The sequence below is a fragment of the Haloglomus litoreum genome, assembly GCF_029338515.1.
GTDB lineage: Archaea > Halobacteriota > Halobacteria > Halobacteriales > Haloarculaceae > Haloglomus > Haloglomus litoreum.
Genome location: NZ_CP119988.1, coordinates 2,626,850 through 2,649,133 on the forward strand (window position 1 = coordinate 2,626,850; position 22,284 = coordinate 2,649,133).

General features: G+C 71.3%; 22 protein-coding genes. 10 read left to right on the plus strand and 12 right to left on the minus strand.

The features are described from left to right. The first annotated feature begins 91 nt into the window (after window positions 1–91). Window positions 92–2,434 (plus strand): tRNA(Met) cytidine acetyltransferase TmcA, encoded by a 2,343-nt coding sequence (gene tmcA / locus P2T62_RS13040; protein WP_276257513.1) that lies wholly within the window; start codon window positions 92–94, stop codon window positions 2,432–2,434. After that, window positions 2,431–2,991, plus strand: a complete 561-nt coding sequence (locus P2T62_RS13045; protein ID WP_276257514.1) for a DUF456 domain-containing protein — start codon at window positions 2,431–2,433, stop codon at window positions 2,989–2,991. Before tmcA ends, P2T62_RS13045 begins: the two co-directional genes overlap by 4 nt. Before the next feature lie 15 nt (window positions 2,992–3,006). Here the strand turns inward: P2T62_RS13045 and P2T62_RS13050 are convergent, their stop codons facing one another. Together P2T62_RS13050 and P2T62_RS13055 are read right to left on the minus strand one after the other, a co-directional pair. Continuing rightward, complete coding sequence (locus tag P2T62_RS13050) at window positions 3,007–3,600, minus strand: peroxidase-related enzyme (protein WP_276257515.1); 594 nt, start codon at window positions 3,598–3,600, stop codon at window positions 3,007–3,009. A gap of 24 nt (window positions 3,601–3,624) precedes the next feature. Further along, window positions 3,625–3,990, minus strand: a complete 366-nt coding sequence (locus tag P2T62_RS13055) for a hypothetical protein (protein WP_276257516.1) — start codon at window positions 3,988–3,990, stop codon at window positions 3,625–3,627. A gap of 123 nt (window positions 3,991–4,113) precedes the next feature. Here P2T62_RS13055 and P2T62_RS13060 point away from each other — a divergent pair, with 123 nt between their 5' ends. Both P2T62_RS13060 and P2T62_RS13065 read left to right on the plus strand, forming a co-directional pair. Then, window positions 4,114–4,605 carry a metal-dependent hydrolase gene (locus P2T62_RS13060; protein WP_276257517.1) on the plus strand — a complete coding sequence of 164 codons (492 nt, stop codon included), beginning with the start codon at window positions 4,114–4,116 and terminating at the stop codon, window positions 4,603–4,605. 162 nt (window positions 4,606–4,767) lie between these two features. Continuing rightward, on the plus strand, window positions 4,768–6,411 hold the full coding sequence (locus P2T62_RS13065; RefSeq protein WP_276257518.1) for a class I adenylate-forming enzyme family protein: 1,644 nt from the start codon (window positions 4,768–4,770) through the stop codon (window positions 6,409–6,411). 283 nt (window positions 6,412–6,694) lie between these two features. Here the strand turns inward: P2T62_RS13065 and P2T62_RS13070 are convergent, their stop codons facing one another. Beyond that, complete coding sequence (locus P2T62_RS13070; RefSeq protein WP_276257519.1) at window positions 6,695–6,946, minus strand: MTH865 family protein; 252 nt, start codon at window positions 6,944–6,946, stop codon at window positions 6,695–6,697. Between the two features lie 121 nt (window positions 6,947–7,067). Here P2T62_RS13070 and P2T62_RS13075 point away from each other — a divergent pair, with 121 nt between their 5' ends. After that, window positions 7,068–7,787, plus strand: coding sequence for a class I SAM-dependent methyltransferase (locus P2T62_RS13075; protein WP_276257520.1), 720 nt, complete (start codon window positions 7,068–7,070; stop codon window positions 7,785–7,787). A gap of 21 nt (window positions 7,788–7,808) precedes the next feature. Here the strand turns inward: P2T62_RS13075 and P2T62_RS13080 are convergent, their stop codons facing one another. Next, the gene (locus P2T62_RS13080) at window positions 7,809–8,543 is read right to left on the minus strand and encodes a proteasome assembly chaperone family protein (RefSeq protein WP_276257521.1); all 735 of its coding nucleotides are present in this window, start codon (window positions 8,541–8,543) and stop codon (window positions 7,809–7,811) included. A 116-nt stretch (window positions 8,544–8,659) separates the two neighbouring features. Here P2T62_RS13080 and P2T62_RS13085 point away from each other — a divergent pair, with 116 nt between their 5' ends. Next, on the plus strand, window positions 8,660–10,546 hold the full coding sequence (locus P2T62_RS13085; protein WP_276257522.1) for a CocE/NonD family hydrolase: 1,887 nt from the start codon (window positions 8,660–8,662) through the stop codon (window positions 10,544–10,546). An 86-nt stretch (window positions 10,547–10,632) separates the two neighbouring features. Here P2T62_RS13085 and surE read toward each other — a convergent pair whose 3' ends face one another. Continuing rightward, window positions 10,633–11,433, minus strand: a complete 801-nt coding sequence (gene surE, locus P2T62_RS13090; RefSeq protein ID WP_276257523.1) for a 5'/3'-nucleotidase SurE — start codon at window positions 11,431–11,433, stop codon at window positions 10,633–10,635. Between the two features lie 120 nt (window positions 11,434–11,553). On the opposite strand from surE, the gene P2T62_RS13095 reads away from it, so the two are divergent. After that, on the plus strand, window positions 11,554–12,993 hold the full coding sequence (locus P2T62_RS13095) for a two-component system sensor histidine kinase NtrB (RefSeq protein ID WP_276257524.1): 1,440 nt from the start codon (window positions 11,554–11,556) through the stop codon (window positions 12,991–12,993). Window positions 12,994–13,035: 42 nt separating this feature from the next. Here P2T62_RS13095 and P2T62_RS13100 read toward each other — a convergent pair whose 3' ends face one another. Both P2T62_RS13100 and P2T62_RS13105 read right to left on the minus strand, forming a co-directional pair. Continuing rightward, window positions 13,036–14,571 (minus strand): small ribosomal subunit Rsm22 family protein, encoded by a 1,536-nt coding sequence (locus tag P2T62_RS13100; protein ID WP_276261619.1) that lies wholly within the window; start codon window positions 14,569–14,571, stop codon window positions 13,036–13,038. Further along, on the minus strand, window positions 14,571–15,410 hold the full coding sequence (locus P2T62_RS13105; RefSeq protein ID WP_276257525.1) for a prephenate dehydrogenase/arogenate dehydrogenase family protein: 840 nt from the start codon (window positions 15,408–15,410) through the stop codon (window positions 14,571–14,573). The genes P2T62_RS13100 and P2T62_RS13105 overlap by 1 nt, the downstream gene beginning before the upstream one ends. A 182-nt stretch (window positions 15,411–15,592) precedes the next feature. On the opposite strand from P2T62_RS13105, the gene P2T62_RS13110 reads away from it, so the two are divergent. After that, window positions 15,593–16,495, plus strand: coding sequence for a hypothetical protein (locus P2T62_RS13110; RefSeq protein WP_276257526.1), 903 nt, complete (start codon window positions 15,593–15,595; stop codon window positions 16,493–16,495). A 114-nt stretch (window positions 16,496–16,609) separates the two neighbouring features. On the opposite strand, the gene P2T62_RS13115 is transcribed toward P2T62_RS13110, so the two are convergent. Together P2T62_RS13115 and P2T62_RS13120 are read right to left on the minus strand one after the other, a co-directional pair. Then, entirely contained in the window at window positions 16,610–17,044 is a 435-nt protein-coding gene (locus P2T62_RS13115) for a dual specificity protein phosphatase family protein (protein ID WP_276257527.1), read from the minus strand. A gap of 36 nt (window positions 17,045–17,080) precedes the next feature. Further along, window positions 17,081–17,875 carry a creatininase family protein gene (locus P2T62_RS13120; protein WP_276257528.1) on the minus strand — a complete coding sequence of 265 codons (795 nt, stop codon included), beginning with the start codon at window positions 17,873–17,875 and terminating at the stop codon, window positions 17,081–17,083. A gap of 129 nt (window positions 17,876–18,004) precedes the next feature. Here P2T62_RS13120 and P2T62_RS13125 point away from each other — a divergent pair, with 129 nt between their 5' ends. Further along, complete coding sequence (locus P2T62_RS13125) at window positions 18,005–18,691, plus strand: potassium channel family protein (RefSeq protein WP_276257529.1); 687 nt, start codon at window positions 18,005–18,007, stop codon at window positions 18,689–18,691. A 354-nt stretch (window positions 18,692–19,045) separates the two neighbouring features. Here the strand turns inward: P2T62_RS13125 and P2T62_RS13130 are convergent, their stop codons facing one another. From P2T62_RS13130 to P2T62_RS13140, 3 genes are all read right to left on the minus strand, one after another. Further along, entirely contained in the window at window positions 19,046–19,375 is a 330-nt protein-coding gene (locus P2T62_RS13130) for a cupin domain-containing protein (RefSeq protein WP_276257530.1), read from the minus strand. A 61-nt stretch (window positions 19,376–19,436) separates the two neighbouring features. After that, window positions 19,437–20,825 (minus strand): APC family permease, encoded by a 1,389-nt coding sequence (locus P2T62_RS13135; protein WP_276257531.1) that lies wholly within the window; start codon window positions 20,823–20,825, stop codon window positions 19,437–19,439. A gap of 165 nt (window positions 20,826–20,990) precedes the next feature. Next, window positions 20,991–21,803: an SAM hydrolase/SAM-dependent halogenase family protein gene (locus tag P2T62_RS13140; protein WP_276257532.1), complete on the minus strand. Its 813-nt coding sequence runs from the start codon at window positions 21,801–21,803 to the stop codon at window positions 20,991–20,993. Between the two features lie 138 nt (window positions 21,804–21,941). On the opposite strand from P2T62_RS13140, the gene P2T62_RS13145 reads away from it, so the two are divergent. Next, window positions 21,942–22,265 carry a hypothetical protein gene (locus P2T62_RS13145; protein WP_276257533.1) on the plus strand — a complete coding sequence of 108 codons (324 nt, stop codon included), beginning with the start codon at window positions 21,942–21,944 and terminating at the stop codon, window positions 22,263–22,265. Window positions 22,266–22,284 lie beyond the last annotated feature (19 nt).

Consider the following 22,284-nt stretch of genomic DNA (forward strand, 5'->3'; position numbering starts at 1 on the left):
GGGTAAGCGTGTTCGGTGGGGTGTGAGGCCGGGGCACGCCACCTCCGCCCCAACCGACGGAGCCTTGGCCCTCGCGGCCGGCGCCCCGGACATGGACCTGCCGGGGCTGGTGACACGCCTCGCCGCCGAGGCCCGCGCGACCGACGAGCGCCGACTCCTCGTCCTCCACGGCTCTCGCGAGGCCTGCGAGCAGGGCGCCCGACGCGTGCTCGACGCTGCCGGGCTCGACGGCCGAGTTGCCGTCCTGAGCGAGCGCGAGGCCATCGACGCGACCACCCGGCGCCCGCCCAGCCGCTCGGGAGACCTCCTGGGGGAGACGTACGACGCGACGGTCGTGGACTGCCACGACGCGTGCCAGCCCAACGCGCTGGGCCGGGCGGCCGGCACCGTCGACGGTGGTGGCCTCCTCGTGTTGCTGGCACCGCCGCTCTCCGAGTGGCCCGACCGCCGCGACGGCTTCGACGAGTCGCTGGCCGTCCCGCCGTTCGAACTCGACGACGTGACCGGCGTCTTCCGGGAGCGACTGGTGCGGACGCTCCGCTCGCACCCCGGCGTGGCCATCGCCGCGGTCGCTGTCGACGACGCTGAGGTGGGCGTCGGGGCGACAGTCGAACGCGACGGCCTGACCGACCCCGCCCCGCGGCTCGTGACCGGGGAGTCGCCGGTTGAGCCCCCCGCCGACGCGGCCTTCCCGGCGGCCGCCTACGAGGCCTGTCGCACGGCCGACCAGGCCGACGCCGTCGTGGCCTGCGAGCACCTCCGGGAGCCCGGGCAGGCCGTCGTCCTCACGGCCGACCGTGGCCGAGGGAAGTCCAGCGCCATCGGCCTGGCCGCGGGCGCCCTGGCCCTCGACGGCCGTGACGTGCTGGTCACCGCTCCGGGCTACCGGAACGCCCGTGAGGCGTTCGCCAGGGCGCAGGAACTGGTGGAGGGGGTCAGCACCGACGCCACGTGGGACGAGGCCGACCACGCGCTCACCGTTGGCGGCGGGCGGGTCCGGTTCGCGGGGCCGCCCGAGGCCGCCGACGCGGTGGCCGACCCGGACGCGCCGGCGGCACCGGACGTTCTGCTGGTCGACGAGGCGGCCTCGCTCCCGGTCCGGCTGCTGGAACGCTACCTCACGGGCATCGCCGTCGCCTTCGCCACGACCGTCCACGGCTACGAGGGTGCGGGCCGGGGGTTCGACGTCCGGTTCCGCGGCCGCCTCGCCGAGAGCGACTACACGACCACCGACTGCACGATGGACCAGCCCATCCGCTACGCCGGCGGGGACCCCGTGGAGGTGTGGTCGTTCCGCGCACTCATGCTCGGCGCGCGGCCCCCGGTAGCGGGCCTCGTCGCCGACGCCGCGCCCGGGACGGCGACCTACGAGCGACTCGAGCCAGCGACGCTCGCGGGGGCCGGCGAGGAGTGGCGCCTCGCCGAGACCTTCGGCCTGCTCGTGCTGGCCCACTACCGGACCGAGCCCGACGACCTCGCGCGGTTGCTCGACGCGCCGAACGTCGCGGTGCGGGCGCTGACACACGACGGCCACCCTGTCGCCGTCGCGCTCCTCGCGCGGGAGGGCGGGCTCCCGGCCGAGCGCCGCGCCCGGATGTACGAGGGCGAGCGCGTCCGCGGGAACATGCTCCCGGACGTGCTGACGACGCAGTTGCGCGACGAGGCCGCCGGCGGTCCGGTCGGGGTCCGGGTGCTCCGCATCGCGACCCACCACGCCGTCCGGTCGGAGGGGCTGGGGAGCCGGTTGCTGGACGAGGTCGCCGCGGAGTTCGGCCCCCAGTCGACCGACGGGAGCGACGAGGGCCCACCCGAGCCGGGATGGCCGAACGACCCCGTGGACTACCTCGGCGTCGGGTACGGCGCGACGCCCCGCCTGCTGCGGTTCTGGCGGCAGAACGGGTTCCGGACGGTCCATCTCTCGACGACCCGGAACGACACCTCCGGGGAGCACTCCGCGCTGATGATGCGCCCGCTCACTGACGCCGGCCACGAGCTCCACGACCGGAGCGCCGACTGGTTCGCGCGCCGGGTCGGGAGCGTCCTCGGCGACCCCCTCCGTGACGCCGACCCGGACGTGGTCCGGGCGACGCTCCGCGCGGCCGACGCGACGGTCCCGCTCGATCTGACCGACCGCGAGTGGCGAACCGTCGCCGCCGCGGCGTACGGCCCCGGGATGTACGCCCCCGCGCCGCGGCCGTTCCGACAGCTGGCGCTCCACGACCTGCTGGGTGGCTCGGCGGCGGGCCTGAGCGACGACGAGGAACGCCTCCTCGTGCGGAAGGCGCTCCAGGCCCGGCCGTGGGAGGCGGTGGCCGACGAACTCGACTGCGTCTCGCGGCGTGCCTGTATGCGCGCGTTCGGGGACGCCTGCGTCGGACTCGTGGACGCGTACGGGACCGACGCGGCCCGTGAGGAGGCGGCGCGATACCGATGACCGGCCCCTCGACGCTCGGCACCCCTGTCGCGGTCCTCACGGCGGTCGTCGGTCCCGCCGTCGAGGTGCCCGTTCTGGGGACCGTCGAGGCGGCCTGGCTCGTCGCACTCGTCCTCCTGCTGGCGGGCATCCTCGGGAGCCTCCTCCCCGGGCTCCCGGGGCCCGCGCTCTCGCTGGCGGGCGTGCTGGGGTACTGGTGGGCGACCGGCTACGCGAGCCCCGGGACGCTCGCACTCGTCGGACTGGTCGCGCTCGGTCTGCTGGGTCTCGCAGCCGACTGGTTGGCGGCCCCCCTCGGCGCGCGGGCCGGCGGCGCCTCGACGCGGACGACCGCAGTGGCCGGCATCGTCGGCTTCGCGCTCCTGTTCGTGCTCGGCCCGCTCGGCGTCGTCCTCGGTGTCGCCGGGACGGTGTTCCTGCTCGAACTGCGGCGGTCGGAGGACCCGGAGGCCTCGCTGCGGGCGGCGGGTGCGGCGACCGTCGCCGTCCTCGGGAGCGCGCTCGCACAGCTGGTCGTCACGGGCGCGATGCTGGTGGGCTTCCTGCTGGTGGTCTGAGACCCGCAGCCTCGCTCAGCGTCCCATCGTGTGGAACTCCTCGTTCGGCCGCATGTCCGTCACCAGCGCCATCCGGTTGGCGAGGTTGTAGTAGGCCACGACGCTGGCGATGTCCCAGACGGCCTCGTCGTCGAAGCCCGCCTCGCGGAGGCGGTCGAGGTCGGACTCGTCGACGCGACCCGGGGACTCGGTCAGCTTGACCGCGAAATCCAGCATCGCACGGTGCTGGTCGGAGATATCGGCGAGGCGGTGGTTGGCGGCAATCTGGTCGGCGAGCAGCGGCGCCTCGGCGAAGATGCGAAGCAGCGCACCGTGCGCGACGATGCAGTAGTAGCAGTCGTTCGTCCCTGAGACGGCGACGATGATCATCTCGATCTCCTCGGGGGCGAGCGAACTCCCCTCGTGGATGGCGTCGTAGTAGCCGAAGAAGGCGCGGAACTGCTCGGGTCGGTGGGCCAGCGCCGAGAACACGTTCGGCGTGAACCCGGCGCGGTTCGCCTCCTCGGTGATGCGCTCCTGCAGGTCCTCGGGGATGTCCTCGAAGTCGGGCACCGGGAACCGCGTCATCGCGTCGTCCCGGAGCGTCGGTGTCTCGTCGGCTGGGGCCATACCCGGACTCCGACTGGCGGCCGGTTAGTCGTTGCGCCGGGGGGCGTCCTCGGGCCTGTCGTCCGTCTCCCCGTCGCGGGACCCGTCACCGTCACCGCTGCCACTCACGGAGGTACCACCCCCGTCGGCCTCCGGTTCGTGGCGTCCCCCCTCCTCGTCGCGGGGGACGACCCCACGGGTGCTGGCGCCGTGGTCCTTGTCGGTGGCCGAGCGCTCCGGTGTCCCGGCCGAGAGATTGACCACGCCCTCGTCCTCGTCCGGTCGGAGCTGGCGGCTCACCAGATAGAGCACGGTGTACCCGACGAGCCCGATGGCGAAGACGGTCACCGGGATGAGGAAGGGGCCGAACGTCTGCACCATCCCCTCTACGACCGACTGGACCCCGACCATCGGCCGATGGTACGGCCGGCAGCGGTTTAGTTGTGGGCATCCGGCCGCCGGCGGCGGCCGGACGCGTCCACGGGGGGGAGCGGCGGCCCACAGGTTCAAACCGGGAGCCGACGAACCGCCGCTGTGTACGCGACGGGCCACTACGGGATGGCACTGCTCGTCTACGCGCCGGTCGGCCACCTCCTCCTGAAGGCCGACCCCTTCCTCGCGTTCGTCGGCGGCGCGGGCGTCCTCGCGCTCGCGACGCTCCCGGACATCGACATGGACCTCCCGCTGGTCCCGCATCGCGGCCCGACGCACTCGCTGCTGTTTCTCGCACTGGTCGCGGGGGCGCTGGGTGCGGTCGGCTGGACCATCGGGCAGGGCCCGTGGCAGCCCCTCGGCGGCCCGACCAGAGCGGCGCTGTTCGCCGGCGGCATCGGCGTCCTGGGCGTCGGGTCGCACCTCCTCGCGGACATGCTCACGCCCGCCGGGGTGAACCTCCTCTGGCCGCTCCCGGCCGAGGCGCTCAGTTTCGACGTCGCCCGCGCCGACAACACCATCGCCAACTACGGACTCCTCGGCCTGGGAGCGTTCGCGACGGCCGCCGTGGTGCTGGTCGCGAGTCCGGTCTGACTCCGTCCTCGCTTCGGATCCGAACCTGGCCGGGGGCGCGAATCCCCCGGCTCCGTCCGACGACAGGAGTGACCGTCGACCGCCTGCAACTGACGGGCGCCTTTAGTCTGACCCCCGTGCCGGGCGCCAATCTTTATGCCCCGACCGCCGGTCCCTCCGGGCATGGAACACCACAAGGGCGAGCCCCTGAGTCACTTCGGCGACGTGCCGGCGATGGCGGCGGACCGGTACGGCGACAAGACCGCGTTCACCTCCTTCGGGCAGGAACTCTCCTTCGCTGAACTCGACGCCCAGGCGAATCAGGCCGCGAACCTGCTCGTCGAACAGGGCGTCGAGCCGGGTGACCGGGTCGGGCTGTTCATCCCGAACACGAACCAGTTCCCGCCGGCGTACTTCGGCATCATCCGCGCGGGGGCCGTGGCGGTCCCGCTCAACCTCCGGATGGACCCGAACACGCTGGGCTACGTCGTCAACAACTCCGAGGCCGACATCGTCATCGCCTCGCCCGTCCTCGCCGACGAGGCCAAGCAGCTCGCGAGCGCGACGGACATCGAGACGCTCCTCCTTCCCGGCGTCACGGACGACGGCATCGTCAACTACTCGCAGGCGATGGCCGACCAGCCGACCGACTTCGACCGGCCCGAGCGCGAGCCCTCGGACATCGCCTGCCAGCCGTACACCTCCGGCACCACGGGCAAGCCGAAGGGCGTCCTCCTGAGCCACGAGAACCTCCTCTCGGCGGTGGAGGCGTACACGAAGGGTGGGCTGGCGGTCGACGCCGACGACTCCATCGTTCTCGTCCTGCCGCTGTTCCACATCTTCGCGCTGAACGCCATCATGTCGACCTACCTCTACAAGGGCGCGACGATGCACCTGCAGCCCCAGCCCGACGCCGAGAACATGCTGACGGCGCTGGACGAGCACGACGTGACCACGATGGCCGGGGTGCCGGCGATGTACACGATGATGTGGCAGGAGTACCGCGGCAACGAGGAGCAGTACGACCTCTCCTCGCTGCGCTACGTCAACTGCGCCGCCGCGCCGCTGCCGGACAACGTCCGCCGCACCATCGAGGAGGCCTGGGGGGTCCCGATGATCGAGGGCTGGGGGATGACCGAGACGGCCCCGGCGGGGACTATCGAGCCCTCGCACGGTGTCCGAAAGGAGGCCGGCTGTATCGGCCCCGTGCTGGAGGTGTGTGACGTCAAGATCGTCGACCCGGACACGCGCGAGACGAAGGTGTCGACGGAGCAGCTGAAACCGTTCCCGGACCAGGACCTCGACTTCGAGGGCGAGGAGACGACCGGCGAGATCGCCATCACGGGCCCCAACATCTTCGAGGGGTACTTCAAGCTGCCCGAGAAGACGAAGGAGGTGTTCGACGACGAGGGCTACTTCCTCACCGAGGACATCGCGCGCGTCGACGAGGACGGCTACCTCTGGATGGTCGACCGTGCCGACGACATGATCATCGCGGGCGGGGAGAACATCTACCCCGCCGAGGTCGAGGACGCGCTCTACGAGCACCCCGACGTCGCCGAGGCCGGGGTCTGTGGCGCCCCGCACGCGGTCAAGGGCGAGGCGCCCGTCGCGTTCGTCGTCCTCGAGGAGGGCTCGGACCTGACCGAGGAGGAGCTCCGGAAGTTCACCCTCGACCACGTCGCCACCTACGCCCACCCGCGGCGCATCTGGTTCGTCGACGAGCTCCCGCGCTCGGCCACGCAGAAGGTCCAGCGCTTCCAGCTCGAGGAGATGGCCAAGGAGCGCCTGGAGGGCGGCCAGCTAGAGAGCGGCGAGGAGCTGTAGGCCGAGCCGCCCTCCCGCTATCGAAGCGAGCTTGCTTCGAAGAACACAGATTTCGGAACTTCTCGAACACCTACAGCCCGACAGTGGATAATAATTGCTTAGAAATCGAAATATTCCAGATAGAACATCTCTATCGATTCGGTGCATCCGCGCGCCGCAGGCGCGCGGTTCACCGGCACGAGGGCGCCGTAGGCGCCCGAGTGCCGGCCGTTTTTCTGAACGTTTTTTGCCGTGAGCGGTTCGCCGGCGGCGCCGGCGAACCCGAGCGGGAAAAAACGCTCGTTTAGATGAGGTCCTGGTCCTCGAGCTGCTCCATCACGTCGTCGACGAAGTCCTCGGCGGAGTCGTAGGGGAAGTCGCCGCCGCCGAGCTTCGTGTTGAGCTCCATGGCGGTCATGGAGAAGTCGCCGGACTCGAACTTCGTGCCCGGCCCGTTCGGGAGCGCGGGAACGAGGTCCATCGGGCTGTTGATCGGGTAGTCCGCACCCTCGAACGCGTCGACCATCTGCTGTCGGAGGTCATCCTTGTCGACCATAATGCGTCTCAACCTTGCGGTCGGAATGTAATAAAGAATGATGTTCCGGCGCAGGGGAACCCACGACTCGTTCCGGGGCGGACCACCGACCATTACCCCGGAAGGGCACGAACCCGCACGTATGCCGCGCGACGAGCGCCCCACCGTGGACGACGCATACGACCGGCTGGCCGGGACCTACGAGAGCCAGGAGAGAGACCCGTACTGCGCGGACCTGGAGTTCCCCGCGACGACGGCGCTCCTCCCGGATGTGGCGGGCGACAGGGTCCTCGATGCGGGGTGTGGGCACGGTCGGTACGCGGAGTGGCTGGTCGAGCGGGGGGCGGACGTCCTCGCCGTCGACCGGAACGCCGAGATGCTCGACCGCGCGAGACGGCGGCTCGGCGACCGGGCGACGGTCCGCCGGGCCGATATCACCGGGCCCATCGAGGCCGCCGACGATGGCGGGTTCGACGGTGTCGTCTGCGGGCTCTCGCTGCACTACGTCGAGGACTGGCGGGAGGCGTTCGCGGAGTTCGCTCGCGTCCTCCGGCCGGGCGGGTTCCTGGTGTTCTCGGCGCAGCATCCGGTGGACGAGTACATCGCGTTCGAGGCCGAGAACTACTTCGAGGTCGAACGGGACAGCATGACGTGGGCGGCCGGCGACGAGACGGTCGAGGTCCCGTTCTACCGCCGGCCGTTCTCCGAGGTCGTCAACCCGCTGGTCGAGACCGGGTTCCGGCTGGACGAACTGGTCGAGCCGACACCGACGGAGCGGTTCAGGGAGCGGAAACCGGAGTCCTACGAGAAACGGATGCGGTACCCCACGTTCCTGTGCATCAGGGCGACGAGGGGCGAGTAGCGGCCGGCGAGGTCGAACCCGCTACTGGAAGCCCCGGATGGGTTGAGCCTGGCTCGACTCGTCGTCGGCGTTCTCCATCCGCTGTGCGAGCTGCTCGCGGGCCTCGCGGATCTCCTCGGCGTGTTCGACCAGGTCGTCGGTCGGGACCTCGATACCCGTGAGCGGCTCGATGCCCCCCGTGATGATGATGCGCGCGGCCTCCGGGTCCGGGAACCGGCCCTCGGTCTCGACGATGAGACCGATCGCCGGGAGGTCACGGCGTTCCGCCGCCGCGAGCAGGGCGCCCGTGGGGCCGCTGACCAGCCCGCCCTGGCGCGGGGGGACGATGCCGGCGTCGTCGAGCCGGTCGGTCGTACCGCCGCTGGCGACCCCGTAGAGTTCGGGCGTGCCGTCCTTCTCTTCCGGGAGGCCACTCAGGTAGAGGGGCGTGATGTCGTGCTCCTCGATGAAGCCCGTGACGCAGTCGGAGAAATCCTGGGCCCGCTGGGGCGAGATCGGAACGTCGCTCTGGAGGACCAGCAGGTCCCGGTCGGTAGCCTCGTAGACACGTACCGGCGGCATGAGTGCCGAGTTGTCGCTGTGGTAGACCGCGACGTCGGGGATGCCGTCACAGTAGATGCCGCCCGCGTAGGTCATCTCGAAGGTGTCGACGAGGTGGTCGGCCGCGATCTTCCCGACGAGGCCCGCGCCGGGGAGCCCCTCGACGAGCGTCGCACCGGACGGGTCCATGTCGGTCTCGATGTCCACGAGTGCCATGTGCGACCCTCTCGGGGCAGGGGCTTCAACGTGGGGGCGTGCGCGCCTCGCCGAACTGGAGAGGTTTTGATAGGTCTGTCAATTTCTCCTTATGTTGATGTCCGTCACTGTCGGGTATGGACCAGCACAGCCGGGACGACCGTGGTGGGTCGGGGCGACGGGGGACGGACGATGCGGTGATGGACGGAGCGGGGACGAACCGGCGGCGCTTCCTGAAGGGCGCGACGACGACGCTGCTCGCCGCGGGTACGCTCGGGACGAGCGTCACGAGCGCGGCGGCCGCCGACGGCGACGGCTACCACACGACGACCAGGCGCATCGGAACGTGGGACGGGAAGGAACTCGCGACGCGGCTCTACGTCCCCGCCGGCGAGAACGACGTGGGCGTCCCGTACCCGGCGGTCCTCATCACGCACGGTTACGGGGGTGACAAGGAGGGCGGAATCCCGGCGCGGATGGGCCGCACGTACGCCCAGCACGGCTACGTCGTCCTGACCTACGACTCGCGTGGCTTCGGGGAGTCCGACGGCGAGGTGGGCGTCGACGGACCGAAGGAGGTCAAGGACGCCCAGTCGCTGCTAGACTGGCTCGAGGGCGCGACGGAGGCCGATGTCCGCGACGGCGGTGCTGGCGATGGGCTCGTCGCGCGCGGCGAGGACGGCGGGCTCCGCGTCGGGATGGACGGCCTGTCGTACGCGGGCGGCATCCAGCTCAACGTCGCCGCCGTCGACGATCGACTGGACGCCATCGTCCCGCGGTGGGCGTGGAACGACCTCGTCTACTCGCTGGCGCCCAACGGCGGCATCAAGGCGGGCTGGACCGCCATCCTGCAGGAGTTCGGCGCGCAGGGCTCGCGCGACATCGAGACCGACCAGGGGGCCCTCCGGAACGATGCCGTCCCGGAGGAGCACGACGTGCGCAGCGGCGTCGACCCGCGGCTGTACGAGTTCTACGCCGAGGGGGTCGCCACCAACGAGTTCTCCCCTGCGGCACGAGCGTTCTTCAAGCTCCGGTCGGCCTCGACGAAGGGTGACGGGCTCGCCGAGAACGCACCGCCCTCGCTGCTCATCACGGGCTGGAACGACACGCTGTTCACTGCGACCGAGACGGTCCGGAACCACGCGCTCCTGAGCGAGGCCGCCGACAGCCGGATGGTGTTCATCCGCGGTGGACACTCGCTGGAGCAGCAGGCGACGCTGGAGCAGGGCGAGGTCGACCGGATGGCACTCACCTGGATGGCCCGGCACGTCGGGGGGCGGCCGCCGGAGACCCTCCCCGAGCCCTGGCCCGCGGCAGAGGGCGAGAGCGGGGGGCACGCCGACGCGAACGGGAACCTCGCGGCCCGGGCGGTCGCCGACATCCCCGAGGTGACCTACTGGCGGGCACAGGACGGCGACTTCGCGACCGCAGCGGGCCTTCCGGTGGCCGAGGATGGCCCGTCGCGGACGCTGGCCGAGGCCAGGAACGCGAGCAGCGGAACGACCGACCTCGCGGGCGGGCCCGTCGGCGGGTCGAACTCCGAGGTGGTCATCCAGCGCAACGACGACTACGCCGAGGGGACGTACGCCGACTTCGACTACCCGGTCGAGGCGGAGACCGAGGTCCTCGGCGTCCCCGAGGTGTCGCTGACGGTGACGCCGCTCGGGCGCGACCCGCTCGTCTTCGCGAAGGTGTACCACGTCCGCGGGGACGGCTCCGAGGAACTGGTCTACAACCAGACGACCCCCTACGAGGTCGCGGGCACCATCGGCGAGCCACAGGAACTCTCGTTCGAGCTCGCCGGCATCGAGCGTCGGTTCGAGCCGGGTGACCGGCTCCGGGTGACCCTCTCGACGGCGGACGTCGCCTATCAGAACTCCCGTACCTCGGCGGGCGTCCGCATCGACAACGACGCCTCCGAGGTCCTGGTCCCGGTCCGCGGCGAGAGCGGCCTCGCGATGCCGGACGGAGCCGGGTCGGCCGACGCCACCCCCATCGACACGATCGTCCCGGAGTCCCTCTGAATCCGACCAGCGGCTCGTGATATCCGGTTCTTGTGTCATGTCGGCGAGAAGCAGACAGAATCCGATCCGACAGTGCTATCCGACCATCAATCCCCGTACGCGGCCACCAGCCCGTCGAGTGCCTCGTGGTGTTCGGTGGTGTGAGGCGCGGCGAGTGGCGTGACCGACACCTCGCCCTCCACGACGGCGCGGCGGTCGGTGCCGTCGGGGTCGGGGATGGTCCCCTCGGCCATCAGCTCCCAGATGTGGTCGTGGATGACGACGCTCTCGCCCTCGCGCTCGGCGTCGATGCGGTAGACGTGCGAGGGGCGTGTGACCCGCATCGGGGCGTGCGCCTCGGACGCGGGTGAGTCCGGTTCGTACTCCGGCGGGAGGGGGGCGTTGATGTTGAGGTAGTCGGCGTGCTCGAAGACACCCGCTTCGAGGGCGTGGTCGACGAGGAAGCGCGTCGCGCGGGCGGCCTCGGCGTACGCCGGGGTGTCCGGGTCGAACTCCTGGTAGCGCACGTCGGTCCCGGGGAAGTACAGCGAGGCGGCGATGGCCGGGATCTCGAAGAACGCGGCCTCGACCGCGGCGGAGACGGTTCCGGAGCGACCGAGCGTGTAGCCGCCCAGGTTGGCACCACGGTTGCAGCCCGCGACGACCATATCCGGCTCGAGATCCAGCGCCTGCGTCCCCGCCACCACGCAGTCGACCGGGGTTCCGTGGACCGCGAAGCCGTCCTCGCGCTCGTCGATGGTCACCTCGCGGGACATCTTCCGCCCGACCGCACTCTGGTCGGCGGCGGGCGCGACGACGGTCACGTCCGCCACGTCCCCGAGCGCCTCCCGCAGCGCCCGGAGCCCGGCGGCGTCGATGCCGTCGTCGTTGGTGAGGAGCACCTCCATGCCTCACCTCCGGCCGGGTGGGGCAAAAAGCCGTGCCTGCGGCCGGCTCCGGGGCGCTCCTCGTACAAGTGAGGCCGTGGGCCGAAGGTTGATGCCGAGCGCGGCCGAACACCGGGAACGATGTCCGACCCGTCGCCCGGGAGCGAGCCGACCGTCGGATCACCGCTCCTCGACGCGCTCGGTGACGGGCTCCTCGTTCTCGATGCCGAGTCCGGGACCGTCACGTACGCCAACGGGACCGCGGTGGAGCTGCTCGACGGGGACCCGACGGGATCGACGCTGGACTCGCGGCTCGCACAGGGGCCCGGGCTTGATGTCGCGGGCGACGAGCGCCGCCGGATGGTCTGGGAGCTCCCGACCGACGAGCCCCCGCCGCCGGGAACGCCGGCGGCCGGGAGCAGCCTCGAGACGCGGTACCTGGAGGCGACACTCACCCGCACCAGGGACGGCGGCGACCCCGTCGTGATGGCGTCGTTGCGGGACGTGACCGACCGGGTCGCCCGGGAACGGTCGCTGGAACAGCACGAACGCGTCATCGAGACGATGCCCGACGGCGTGTTCGTCATCGACGAGACCGGGCGGATGGTCGGCGGGAACGAGGCGATGGCCGAGATGATCGGCGAGGATATGGCGGGTCTGAAGGGGAAACCGTTCCACGAGCTCGCCTCGGAGGGGATCCTCGAGGCCGACGTACTCGATACGTACACGGAGATCGTGGCGGACCTGCTGGCCGGCTCGGACCACGAGCGGGCCGAGATTGAGGTGACGCCGCCCGGCGAGACGACCCGGATATACGAGTGCCACGTGACCCTCCGGCCGCCCGACGACGGCCCGTTCACCGGCATCGTGGGCGTGGCACGGGACGTGACCGAGCGGGTCGAGTCACAGGCGTCGCTCCGCCGGGAGAACGAGCGCCTCGAGCAGTTCGCCAGCGTCGTGAGCCACGACCTCCGCAACCCGCTGAACATCATCAAGGGGCGGCTCCAGCTGTACGAGGAGACGGGCCGGACGCAGAAGCTGGGGCACGCAGCACGGGCCGCCGAGCGGATGGACGACATCATCAGCGACCTGCTCACGCTGGCCCGGGAGGGCGAGACGGTCGGCGAGACCGAGCCCGTCTCGCTCGCGACCCTCGCCGAGGAAGCCTGGTCGGTCGTCGAGGCCGGGGACGCGACCCTCTCGGTCCCCGACGACGCCGAGTTCGAGGCCGACCCCGACCGGCTGCAGACGGTGCTGGAGAACCTGTTCTCGAACGCCGTCGAGCACGGCACCGGTGGCGGTGGGACGGAATCCGGCGACGCCGGCTCGGCGGCCGACCTCACCGTCACCGTCCGCCCACTCGGCGACCCGGACGCGCCTGCGGGGTTCACCGTCGAGGACGACGGGGTCGGCATCCCGGAGGACATCGCGGGGCCGCTGTTCGAGCATGGCGTGACGAACGCGGCTGACGGGACCGGCTTCGGCCTCTCCATCGTCCACCGCATCGTCGAGGCCCACGGCTGGACGGTCACGGCGGGCGAGAGCGAGGCCGGCGGCGCACGGTTCGAGATACGGTTCTGAGGGTGGCCAGGGCCCGGGAACGGTCGGAAGCCGACACCCCGGTCAGGGTGGCACGGGCACCGACTCCACGACGACCGCCTCGTCCACGACGAGGTTGTACGCGCGCTCGTCGTCGTTCCAGAGCACCAGCACCCGCTCGAAGGTGAGCAGGTCGCCGTAGTCGGCCTCCCGGAGCGGCGCGTTCAGGCTGTCCTCGTCGACGAGGACGGCGAAGTGGTCCGTCGTCTGCGAGCCGTCGCCGATACGGAACAGGGGGTTGGCGTCGGGGGACTCGGTCAGGTCGTGGCTCAGTTTCACCGCCGCGACGTTGACCCGGTCGGTGACGTGGGCCTCGGAGTCGGCGAGCCGGGCGAAGCGGTCGTGCGCCGGCTGGAAGTCGATGGCCTGGCGGCCGTCCCGCCGGAGCACGCTGTAGGAGAACTGCACGTCGACGTTGACGAACTCGCCGTCGCCTGGGGCCCGGTCATCGGCAGCGGCCGGGTCGGCGGTCGCCTCACCGGCGTCCGGGCCACGCTCGCCCCGGTCGAGCGAGCGCTGGAACCCCGGCACCTCGAGGTCCGGGCGCACGTCGAACGACCAGCAGGTGTCGGCCGGGGCGGCGTCCGGCCAGAGCCGGAGCGTCGGCGCCCACACCGTCGCGGCGTCCTCGCCGGAGTGGTCGGCCAGCGCGCGCTCGACGCCACGCAATCCCAGCGCGGTGTTCCGGTCGGCCGGGGCGAGCGCGAGGAACGAGCCGTCGGGTGCGAGCGCGTCGAGGTAGCGCCGGGCCGTCCCGGACGGGTCCTCGAGTTCCGAGAGGACGTTCGAGAACAGTATCAGGTCCCAGCCGGCGGGCGCGTCGTCCCCGCCCACCGCCGCGTCGTCCAGGGGCGCTGCCGGGTCGAACGCCTCGGCCGTCTCGCGGTGGACCGTGGGGTGGACGTTCCGCCCCAGGTCCCCCAGCAGCGACTCCAGCACGTCGGCCGCGGCCGCCGGCTCGACGGCGTGGTAGTCGAGGAGCGCCTCGTCCGGGAGGTAGTCGGCGAGCCCGAGTGCCGGCCCGCCCACGCCGGCACCGACATCGAGCACGCGCAGGTGATGGCCCAGCAGGTCGGCCTTCGCGAGGTCGTCGAGGACGTACTGGACGCTCGCGTAGTAGCCCGGCAGGTGGTAGACGGCGTACGCGAGCGCCGTCTCGTCGTCGTACTCGACCGCGCCGCCGTGGAGGTAGTGCTCCTTGACCTCGCGGAGACGGCGCCGGAGCCGGTCGCCGCTCTCGCCGTCGGGCCAGCCGGCGCCGTAGCGCTCGACGAGCAGGTCCTCAAGCCGGGTCGCGTGGGCGTCCGGGAGCGCGGTGACGCGCTCGTCGACGCCGCGGGCCCGCCACGCTGGAACCGGCTCGCCGGAGACGGGGACGAAGGTCCGGTCGTCGGTCTCCACCAGGCCGAGGTCGGGCGCCAGCGCCCGGAGTTCCTGCGTCACGACGGCGGGATGGGGCTGTCCCTCGACGTACTCGAACACCTCCTCCGGGTCGATCGGCCGGACGCTCCGGAGGTACCGGGCGGTGTCCCGCAGGTCCGAGCGCTGTGTCTCATCCATCATGTGTCGTCACCGTCGGTTCGGTCGTCGGCAGCCGTCCTCGACGGCGCTCCCTCGGCGGCCCCGCCGAACGGCGCCGCGCCGGCCTCGGCGTACAGCTCGGCGAAGGCCTCGAAGTCATCCGCCACCTCGGCGACGCGCCGGGCGGCGTCGGCGACGGCGTCGGCGCCCTCGAAGGCGGCCTGTATCTCGGCGTACACGTCGGGGTTCCCGCCGGTCACGTTCGCGACGAGGTCGGCGAGCGGCTCGGAGACGGGCGTGTGGAATTCCTCGGGCACGTCCTCTGCGGCGAGGCCGAACGCGAGGACCGCGGCGTGGGTCCGTGCCTGGACGGTCGCCATCGCGCGGTCGTGCTCCGCGGGCGTCGTGTCGAAGACGCGGTTCCCCCGGTCGGCCAGCGCCTCGCGGATGGCCCGGACCGCGGGGCCACCACGGTCCACGACGACGGCGCAGTTCCCGGGCTCGTTGTCGGGGGCGAACAGCGGGTGGAAGGAGGCGCGCTCGCGGTCCGGAGCGGCGTCGGCGAGTGCCGTGACGGCCGTCTCCATCTCGCCCGAGACATCCACGACGGCGCGCTCGGCCCGCGGCCCGTGTTCGGCGACGGCCTCGGGAACTGCCGAGATGGGGACCGCCACGCAGACAAGGTCGACCGGCCCGCCGTCATCGACGGTCGCCGTGGGGGCGTCCGGCTCGTCGGCGACCCGTTCCGCGAAGGCCGCCACCGCCGCCCGGGCGGCGGTCTCGTCGTCGTCGGCGAAGGCCACGCGGTCGACGGCAGGGGCGACGCTACGGGCGAACCAGCGGCCCATCGTCCCGGCCCCGACCACGAGCAGGTGCATGAGCGTCCGATTGCCGACGCCCCGGCAAAAGCCGTTCGCTCCCGGCACCGTCGGCGACTGCCGCGGACGATGAGGGCCCCGAGAGCGCCACCGATGTCGCGACACCAGGTCTGCCCCCGGAAGCACGTCGCCAGGTCTGCCGCCGCCACCAGCACTATCCGGGGCGAGTCCAGACAGCCGCCATGCGCCGTAGCCTGCTGGTGGTGGGCCTGTGCTGTCTCCTCGTTCTCGCCGGGTGTGGTGGGACGAGCACGCAACCGACCGCGTCGCCGTCACCGTCCGGGACGGCGGCGCCCGACGGCGGTGGTGGTGACGGCGGTGCCGGGAGCGACGACGGCGATGGCGGTACGGCGGACGACGGGGAGAGCGATGGCTCCGGGGACGCCGGCGGTGACGGGACGGACGGCGGGTCCTCGTTCGAGTACCCCGAGGGCGTCGACGACTCCGGCGTCGCCGACTCGACGGCGCTGTTCGACGCCCACGTGGCAGCGGTGTCCGGGACGGACTACGCCATCAACCTCACGCAGGTGGCGGCCATCGGCGAGAACCGGACGCACGCGACCTCGGTGGTCCGGAGCGACCTCGACAGGGAGCGCTCGCTCGGCCGGTTCGAGGTCACGGGGCAGCAGGACACCTCGGTCGCCGTGTTCCGGAACACGAGTGACTTCTACCGCCGGCAGACCGCCGCCGGCCGGACCTCGTACCGGGTCCGGAACGCCACCGGGTCGTTCGCGACGTACCACGAGCGCCGGGCGGACGTCCTCCGATCCGCGAACACGGTCTTCCAGTTCGCGAACCTCTCGAGCGCCGAGATCGTGGAGCGTGACGGCCGACGGATGGCCCGGTACACGCTCGACGAGGTCGACCGGACGGCCATCAACGAGAGCACCACCATCACGGACGCCAGCGCCGAGCTACTGGTCGACGAGCGGGGGGTCATCCACCGCGGCTACGTCGAGATCGACGGCGAGCGCGACGGCGAGCCCCGGCGGCTGTTCGTCGAGTTCCGCACGACCGCGACGGGCGACGTGCCCGTCGAGCGACCTGGCTGGCTGGGGACAGCTGAGGAGGAGGCCGGGACCTGACCGGCACTACCGGGAGCCCGAGAGTCGGCGCGATGGTGCGTTCCAGGCGTCAGCCCTCATCTCTCGAACGTCCCGATTCCCGGTTGGAACCGAGCGAGCGGACGGGAGCAGCCGCTACATCTTCCCCGCGCGCTCCAGCCCGACGTACGCCGCCGCCCGCCTGACCAGCGCGGGGTGCGGGTCGGCCGGGGGGCGGCAGGCCAGCACCCGCTGGAAGGCCGCCTCCAGGTCACGGTCGGTCGTCTCAGCGAGCGTGGCCGCGGCCACGGCGACGCTCCGCGAGGAGCCGGCCGAACAGTGGACGAGCGTCCGGTGTCCGTCGGTCAGGGCATCGAGCGTCGCGTCCACGGCTCGCTCGAACGCGCTCCCGTCGTTGCGCGGCCCGTCGACCATCGGCTCACGGACGACGTCGACCCCCGTCGGATAGCCGTCGGTGGGAGCGTCGTGCGTGAGGCCGACGACGACATCGATGCCGGCTGCGTGCAGCGCCCGGCCGTCGCCCACGCTGGCGAGATCGCCAACGTACAGGTCCTCCCCCACGCGATGCATGCACCGTGCTTCGTGACGGCATCACAAGAAACCGCGTCAGACGTGTGGCTTCGGTCGTAGCTCCTCCGGCGAGCGCGCGGCGAGCCACTCGCAGAGCTGTACGAGCTGGTCGGAGGCAGCCTCGAACAGCTGGGCGCCCTTCTCCGCGGTGGCGTCGGTCTGGTCGCCGAGGACGCCGTTGTCGGTGTTGTCGGCGGCGTCGTAGAAGGCCCGGGCGCCGTGGACCATCCCGCGCCGGCGGCCGTCCGGCTCGGCGTTCTCCACCTCCTCCATCAGGACCCCGCCGTCGCGGGCCTCGTCGAGGCGGTCGTCGTGGACGAGGTCGGGGTGGAGGTGCTGTATCATCGCGGTCTCCTTCGGGCCGCCGTGGGGCCCGTTGTGCTCGAAGAGGTCGTCGACGAGGTCGGGGATGGACTCGTCCCACATCCACTCGACGGCGAAGGCGGTCTCGTCGTCGTACAGTCGTCGGCCGACCTCCTGCAGGTGCTCGATGTTGCCGCCGTGGGCGTTGACGTAGACGACACGGTCGATACCGTGGTAGGTGAGGTTGCGGGTGAACGACTCGACGTAGTCACGGAACTGGGGCGCGTCGACCCACATCGTCCCGGGGAACTGCTTGTGGTGCGGGCTGACGCCGATGTTGATGGTGGGGGTGCAGAGGTAGCCGGTCCGGTCGGCGGCCTCGCGGGCCAGCCCTTCGGCGATGAGGTGGTCGGTGCCCTCGGGGAGGTGCGGCCCGTGCTGCTCGGTCGAGCCCAGCGGGACGATGGCCAGCGACTCGGCCTCGAAGTACGCCTCCAGATCCGGCCACGCCTCGTCGGCGAGATACATGCGACGGTCGACGCGCGGCGGTGGCATGAAGGTGGTCCCCTGGATGCCGAACCGTACCGGGGCGGCATGGCCGCACGAGGCCGCGGTGTCGGGCCGAACGGTTTTGACGTGGGGGGCTGAAGGGCGAGTATGCGATTCCTCATCGTCGGATACGGTCGGGTCGGGCTGCGGACCGCGCAGATCCTCGCCTCCGAGGGACACGAGGTAACCATCGTCGACGAGGACCCGGAGAAGGTCGCGGAAGCGACCGACGACGGGTTCCAGGCCCACGAGGGCGACGGCCAGGACGACCGGCTCCTCGAGAAGGCCGGCATCGCGGACGTCGACGCCATCGCCGCGCTCACCGGCGACCTGAACGCCAACTTCGCGGCCTGCATGGCCGGCGAGGCTCACGACATCCGGACGGTCATGCGCATCGACGAGGACTACCGCGAGGAGATCTACGAGAAGTACGCGGCCGACGTCGACGAGATCGTCTATCCCGAACGGCTCGGCGCGGCGGGCGCGAAGACGGCACTGCTGGGCGGGGACCTGAACGTCCTCGCGGACCTGACGGAGTCGTTGACGGCGGCGACCGTCGACGTGCCCCCGGAGTCCCCGCTCGTCGGGCGCCGGGTCGTCGGGGTGGAACTCCCTGCCGGCTCGCGGATCTACGCCCACGGCCGGGTGAACGAGCCGCTGAACATCCCGCTGCCGCAGGCGACCATCGAGGCCGGCGACCGGCTGGCCGTCATCGCCGACGGCGACTCGCTGGCCGCGGTCCGTGCGATGGTCCAGGGTGACGACCCGGACGGCGACGCGGAAGCCAGCGCCTGAGGGCGGTCTCGACAGTATCCGTCGACGGGTCCCCGGTCTCCTCGCCTCGACAGCCGTCACTCGGGTTCGCGATGGGTGAGCTTCCGCTCCGGAGCGAGCGGAGCAGAGAGTGTATGTGGCCTCTGCATCCCCGGAAAGGAGATAGGTCCGGGCGCGCGGTGGGGAGGATGGGGATGTGTTGAGGCCGTCAGTGCGCGCCCACCGATAGCCATCCCCGGGAGGAACATAAATCCGCGTCAGACAGCCGTGTGACCGGCGGGCGGCGTCCGACGCTCGTCGTCTCTCCGTCATGCGTTTTCTCGGGCGCCGTACCGGGCGAGGAGCCGTGCCCCGGCGGCCGACGAGATACTTAAGTCAACCCCCGCCCGGCAGCGGGCAGAGACTCGCGGTGAGGACGGCGACCTCCTCGGTGTCGTTGTGCGCGCCGTGGACGGCACCCCGTTCGTTGAGGACGACGCCCGGCGCGGGGACCCGTTCCTCCTCGTCGTCCCGGACGACCGTGACGGTCCCGGAGAGGACGTGGAAGACGTTGGTGGCGTCGGCGTGTTCGTGGGGTTCGACGCGGGCGCCGGGGCCGAGCGCGAACGCCTTCACGAGCACGTCGTCGGTGACGACGAGTTCCGTCGTCGCTACCTCGCCCTCCTCGGGGTCGAGTGCGGCAGCCTCGGGATACAGGTCGAGCATGGGAGGCAGAAGGCGCGCGCGGAACTTAGTCCCACACGTCGCCGGTCGGGAAGGAGGCCCGTTACTCCGCATCCGGCACGTGGTCCGTGACGCTGTCGACGGCGTCGTCGATGCGCTCCTCCTCGATGGGGACGACCTGCTCCTCCAGCACGTCGCGCTTGAAGTAGAGGAGTTCGACGCTCACGACCGCCAGCGCGACCACGACGACCATCCCGAACGTGCCCGGTTCGCGGGTGTAGAGGTTGTAGGCCATCAGCGGCAGGAACGCGGCGGTACCGACGAGGCCGACCGCGGGCGGCAGTGGGTTGACGCTGTCGCGCTCGCGCTCGCGGAGCGCGAGCAGGCTCATCGCGCCGAAGATCAGGATGAACGCCAGCGAGGCGAACGAGGTGATGGCACCCAGACTGCCCACCGCGGTGAACACGGCGGTCACACCACCGATGACGAGCAGCGTCCGCTCGGGGATGCCGTCGGCGTCCGCGTCACCGATATCGTCCGGGAGCAGGTCGTCGGCGAGCATCCCCTTCGCGAAGTGCGCCGCCGAGAACATGGTGGCGTTGATGGCGCTCCCGGTGGAGAACAGCGCCGAGAGCGCGAGCGCGACGCCGCCGGCCGTCGCGAGGCCGTACGGGGATAGCATCGTCCGGGCGGCGTCCTTCAGCGCGACGTGGGGGTGCTGCTGGAGCGCCTCCGGCGCGAGGTTGACCGTGACGACGCCGACGAGGACGTAGATGGCCACGGCGGCCGGGATGGAGATGTAGACGGCCTTCCGGAGCGTCTCCTCGGGGTCGGTGATGGACTCCTGGTCGTAGAACAGGAGCTGCCAGCCCTGGAAGGCGACGAAGGAGATGGCCGCCGCCACCACGGGCCCGAACCCGGCCAGCGAGCCGACGCCGAACCGGAGCGACGACGCCGGACTGTACCCGAGGGCGTAGACGACACCGAGGACGCCGAACGCGACGAGGATGAACACCTTGAGCGCCACCAGGACGTTCTCGGCGCTGCCGGTGGTGCGGGCGCCGGCGAGGTTGAGCGCCACGAAGCCGGCCACCGCCAGCACCGAGATGAGCGGGCGGAGCGGGAGGCCGGCGACCGACGCCGGAACGACCGCGAACGAGACGGTGAACTCGGCGAAGGCGAAGGCGTACATCGCCATCGAGCCGATGTAGCCGAACAGGAGCGTCCAGCCGACCATCCCCGCCAGGTCGGAGTTGCCGACGTAGCACTGGACGAACGTCACCGAGCCGCCCCGGTTGTCGGTCATCGTGTTGAGTTTGATGTAGGAGTAGCCGGCACAGAGCGCGACGATGCCGGCGGCGACGAACGCCACCCACGTCCTGTAGCGCGTGATGCCGGCGACGACGCCCATGACGGCGTAGATGCCGCCGCCGATCATCCCACCGAGCGCCATCGATACCGACTCGGTCAGACCGAGGTCTTCGGCGGTCATGGTCGTCGGCTGGTTCGACACTGCGACTGAAACGTGTGTCGTAGTGAGGATATTTCACACATACCAGAGATGTCCAGAATATACGCCGAGAGATTGCCGTGTAACATCCGGACGCACACCGGAGCCGTCGAGTGGGTCGGTCCGGCGGTGACCGACGCCCGTCCCTCACCACGAGAGGCGGACCGACTGGCCCGGGGCGAGTCCGAACGCCTCGTCGCCCCGCCCCCGGTTGACCGCGAACTCGACGTTGCCGTGGCTCCCCACCGTGACGAGGCGCTCGCCCGCCTCGCACTCGGCGTAGGCCCGGACGATCGGGGCATCGACGCCGTTCACCTCGACCCGGTCGCCAACGTGGTCGGCCAGCGCCTCCCCGGGAACGTTCGTGACGGCGTTGCCGAAGTCGTCCACGACGAGGATCTCCCCGTCGGCCCCCGTCTCGTCGAGCGAGGGATCGGGGAACGACACCGCCTCGTAGTCGTCGGTCGGGGTGAGGCGGTCGGCCGCGCCGAGGTCGTCGACGCCGATCTCGTGGACCGCGGCGGCGGCGGGTGCGAACACGTCGCGCCCGTGGAACGTCCGGCTCGCCGGGTCGCCGTACGCGTAGTCGAACACCTCCACCTCGCCGTTGGTACCGCTGCCACCGTCGCCGCCACCACGGTCGTTCACCGCCTCCGAGGCCGTGGCAAGTCGCCGCGCCGCCGGGAGGAGGACGCCGTTGTCGGGGCCGACGAGCGCGTGGTCGCCCGCCCGGACAACGAGCGCTCGACGGTCCGTGCCCACGCCGGGATCGACGACGACGAGGTGGACGGCCGGCGGGAACCAGGGAAGGACCTCGCGCAACCAGAACGCCGCCGCCCGGACGTCCTGGCGCGGGAACTCGTGGCTCACGTCCACGAGCCGGGTGTCGACACGCTGGAGGATGACGCCCTTCATCGCCGCCGGATACGGCGCCCCGAAGTCCGAACTCAGGGTGATCATGGGTGGGGCTGGGGCGGCGGGTGACGTAACCGTGGGGGTCCCGCTGGGGTACGCGCGTGATACTCGCTCTCGGCGAGGCCACCACACTCGCCGTCGGCCGGCCGTGGCTTTTACCCGCGGCGAGGCGCGACCCCGGCCATGGACCTTCAGGTGGACGGACTGGAGGAGCTCGAAGAGCGGGTCGAGACCGCGCTCGACAGGGTCACGGCGCTCCAGGTGGGGACCCAGGTCACCTCGGAGGCCTTCTTCCCGCCCTCGTTCATGCGCGCCCACACGACCTTCGATTCGTTCGAGGCGTTCTGCGAGCAGAGCCCCTGGGCCGTCGACGACATCGGTGACGTCCAGAACACCGCCCAGGAGCCGCTCGACCAGTACGTCGCCGACACGACCGACTTCGACTCCTGGGAGGGGATGAAGGTCCAGGCCGCGGAGGAGGACATCATCGACGAGATCGTCGACTGACCACCCGGCGTCCTCCGGC

Coding starts and splice junctions, on each gene's coding strand:
- tmcA (WP_276257513.1), top strand. CDS start 92: ATGGACCTGCCGGGGCTGGTGACACGCCTCGCCGCCGAGGCCCGCGCG.
- P2T62_RS13045 (WP_276257514.1), top strand. CDS start 2,431: ATGACCGGCCCCTCGACGCTCGGCACCCCTGTCGCGGTCCTCACGGCG.
- P2T62_RS13050 (WP_276257515.1), bottom strand. CDS start 3,600: ATGGCCCCAGCCGACGAGACACCGACGCTCCGGGACGACGCGATGACG.
- P2T62_RS13055 (WP_276257516.1), bottom strand. CDS start 3,990: ATGGTCGGGGTCCAGTCGGTCGTAGAGGGGATGGTGCAGACGTTCGGC.
- P2T62_RS13065 (WP_276257518.1), top strand. CDS start 4,768: ATGGAACACCACAAGGGCGAGCCCCTGAGTCACTTCGGCGACGTGCCG.
- P2T62_RS13070 (WP_276257519.1), bottom strand. CDS start 6,946: ATGGTCGACAAGGATGACCTCCGACAGCAGATGGTCGACGCGTTCGAG.
- P2T62_RS13075 (WP_276257520.1), top strand. CDS start 7,068: ATGCCGCGCGACGAGCGCCCCACCGTGGACGACGCATACGACCGGCTG.
- P2T62_RS13080 (WP_276257521.1), bottom strand. CDS start 8,543: ATGGCACTCGTGGACATCGAGACCGACATGGACCCGTCCGGTGCGACG.
- P2T62_RS13085 (WP_276257522.1), top strand. CDS start 8,660: ATGGACCAGCACAGCCGGGACGACCGTGGTGGGTCGGGGCGACGGGGG.
- surE (WP_276257523.1), bottom strand. CDS start 11,433: ATGGAGGTGCTCCTCACCAACGACGACGGCATCGACGCCGCCGGGCTC.
- P2T62_RS13095 (WP_276257524.1), top strand. CDS start 11,554: ATGTCCGACCCGTCGCCCGGGAGCGAGCCGACCGTCGGATCACCGCTC.
- P2T62_RS13100 (WP_276261619.1), bottom strand. CDS start 14,571: ATGGATGAGACACAGCGCTCGGACCTGCGGGACACCGCCCGGTACCTC.
- P2T62_RS13105 (WP_276257525.1), bottom strand. CDS start 15,410: ATGCACCTGCTCGTGGTCGGGGCCGGGACGATGGGCCGCTGGTTCGCC.
- P2T62_RS13110 (WP_276257526.1), top strand. CDS start 15,593: ATGCGCCGTAGCCTGCTGGTGGTGGGCCTGTGCTGTCTCCTCGTTCTC.
- P2T62_RS13115 (WP_276257527.1), bottom strand. CDS start 17,044: ATGCATCGCGTGGGGGAGGACCTGTACGTTGGCGATCTCGCCAGCGTG.
- P2T62_RS13120 (WP_276257528.1), bottom strand. CDS start 17,875: ATGTATCTCGCCGACGAGGCGTGGCCGGATCTGGAGGCGTACTTCGAG.
- P2T62_RS13125 (WP_276257529.1), top strand. CDS start 18,005: ATGCGATTCCTCATCGTCGGATACGGTCGGGTCGGGCTGCGGACCGCG.
- P2T62_RS13130 (WP_276257530.1), bottom strand. CDS start 19,375: ATGCTCGACCTGTATCCCGAGGCTGCCGCACTCGACCCCGAGGAGGGC.
- P2T62_RS13135 (WP_276257531.1), bottom strand. CDS start 20,825: ATGACCGCCGAAGACCTCGGTCTGACCGAGTCGGTATCGATGGCGCTC.
- P2T62_RS13140 (WP_276257532.1), bottom strand. CDS start 21,803: ATGATCACCCTGAGTTCGGACTTCGGGGCGCCGTATCCGGCGGCGATG.
- P2T62_RS13145 (WP_276257533.1), top strand. CDS start 21,942: ATGGACCTTCAGGTGGACGGACTGGAGGAGCTCGAAGAGCGGGTCGAG.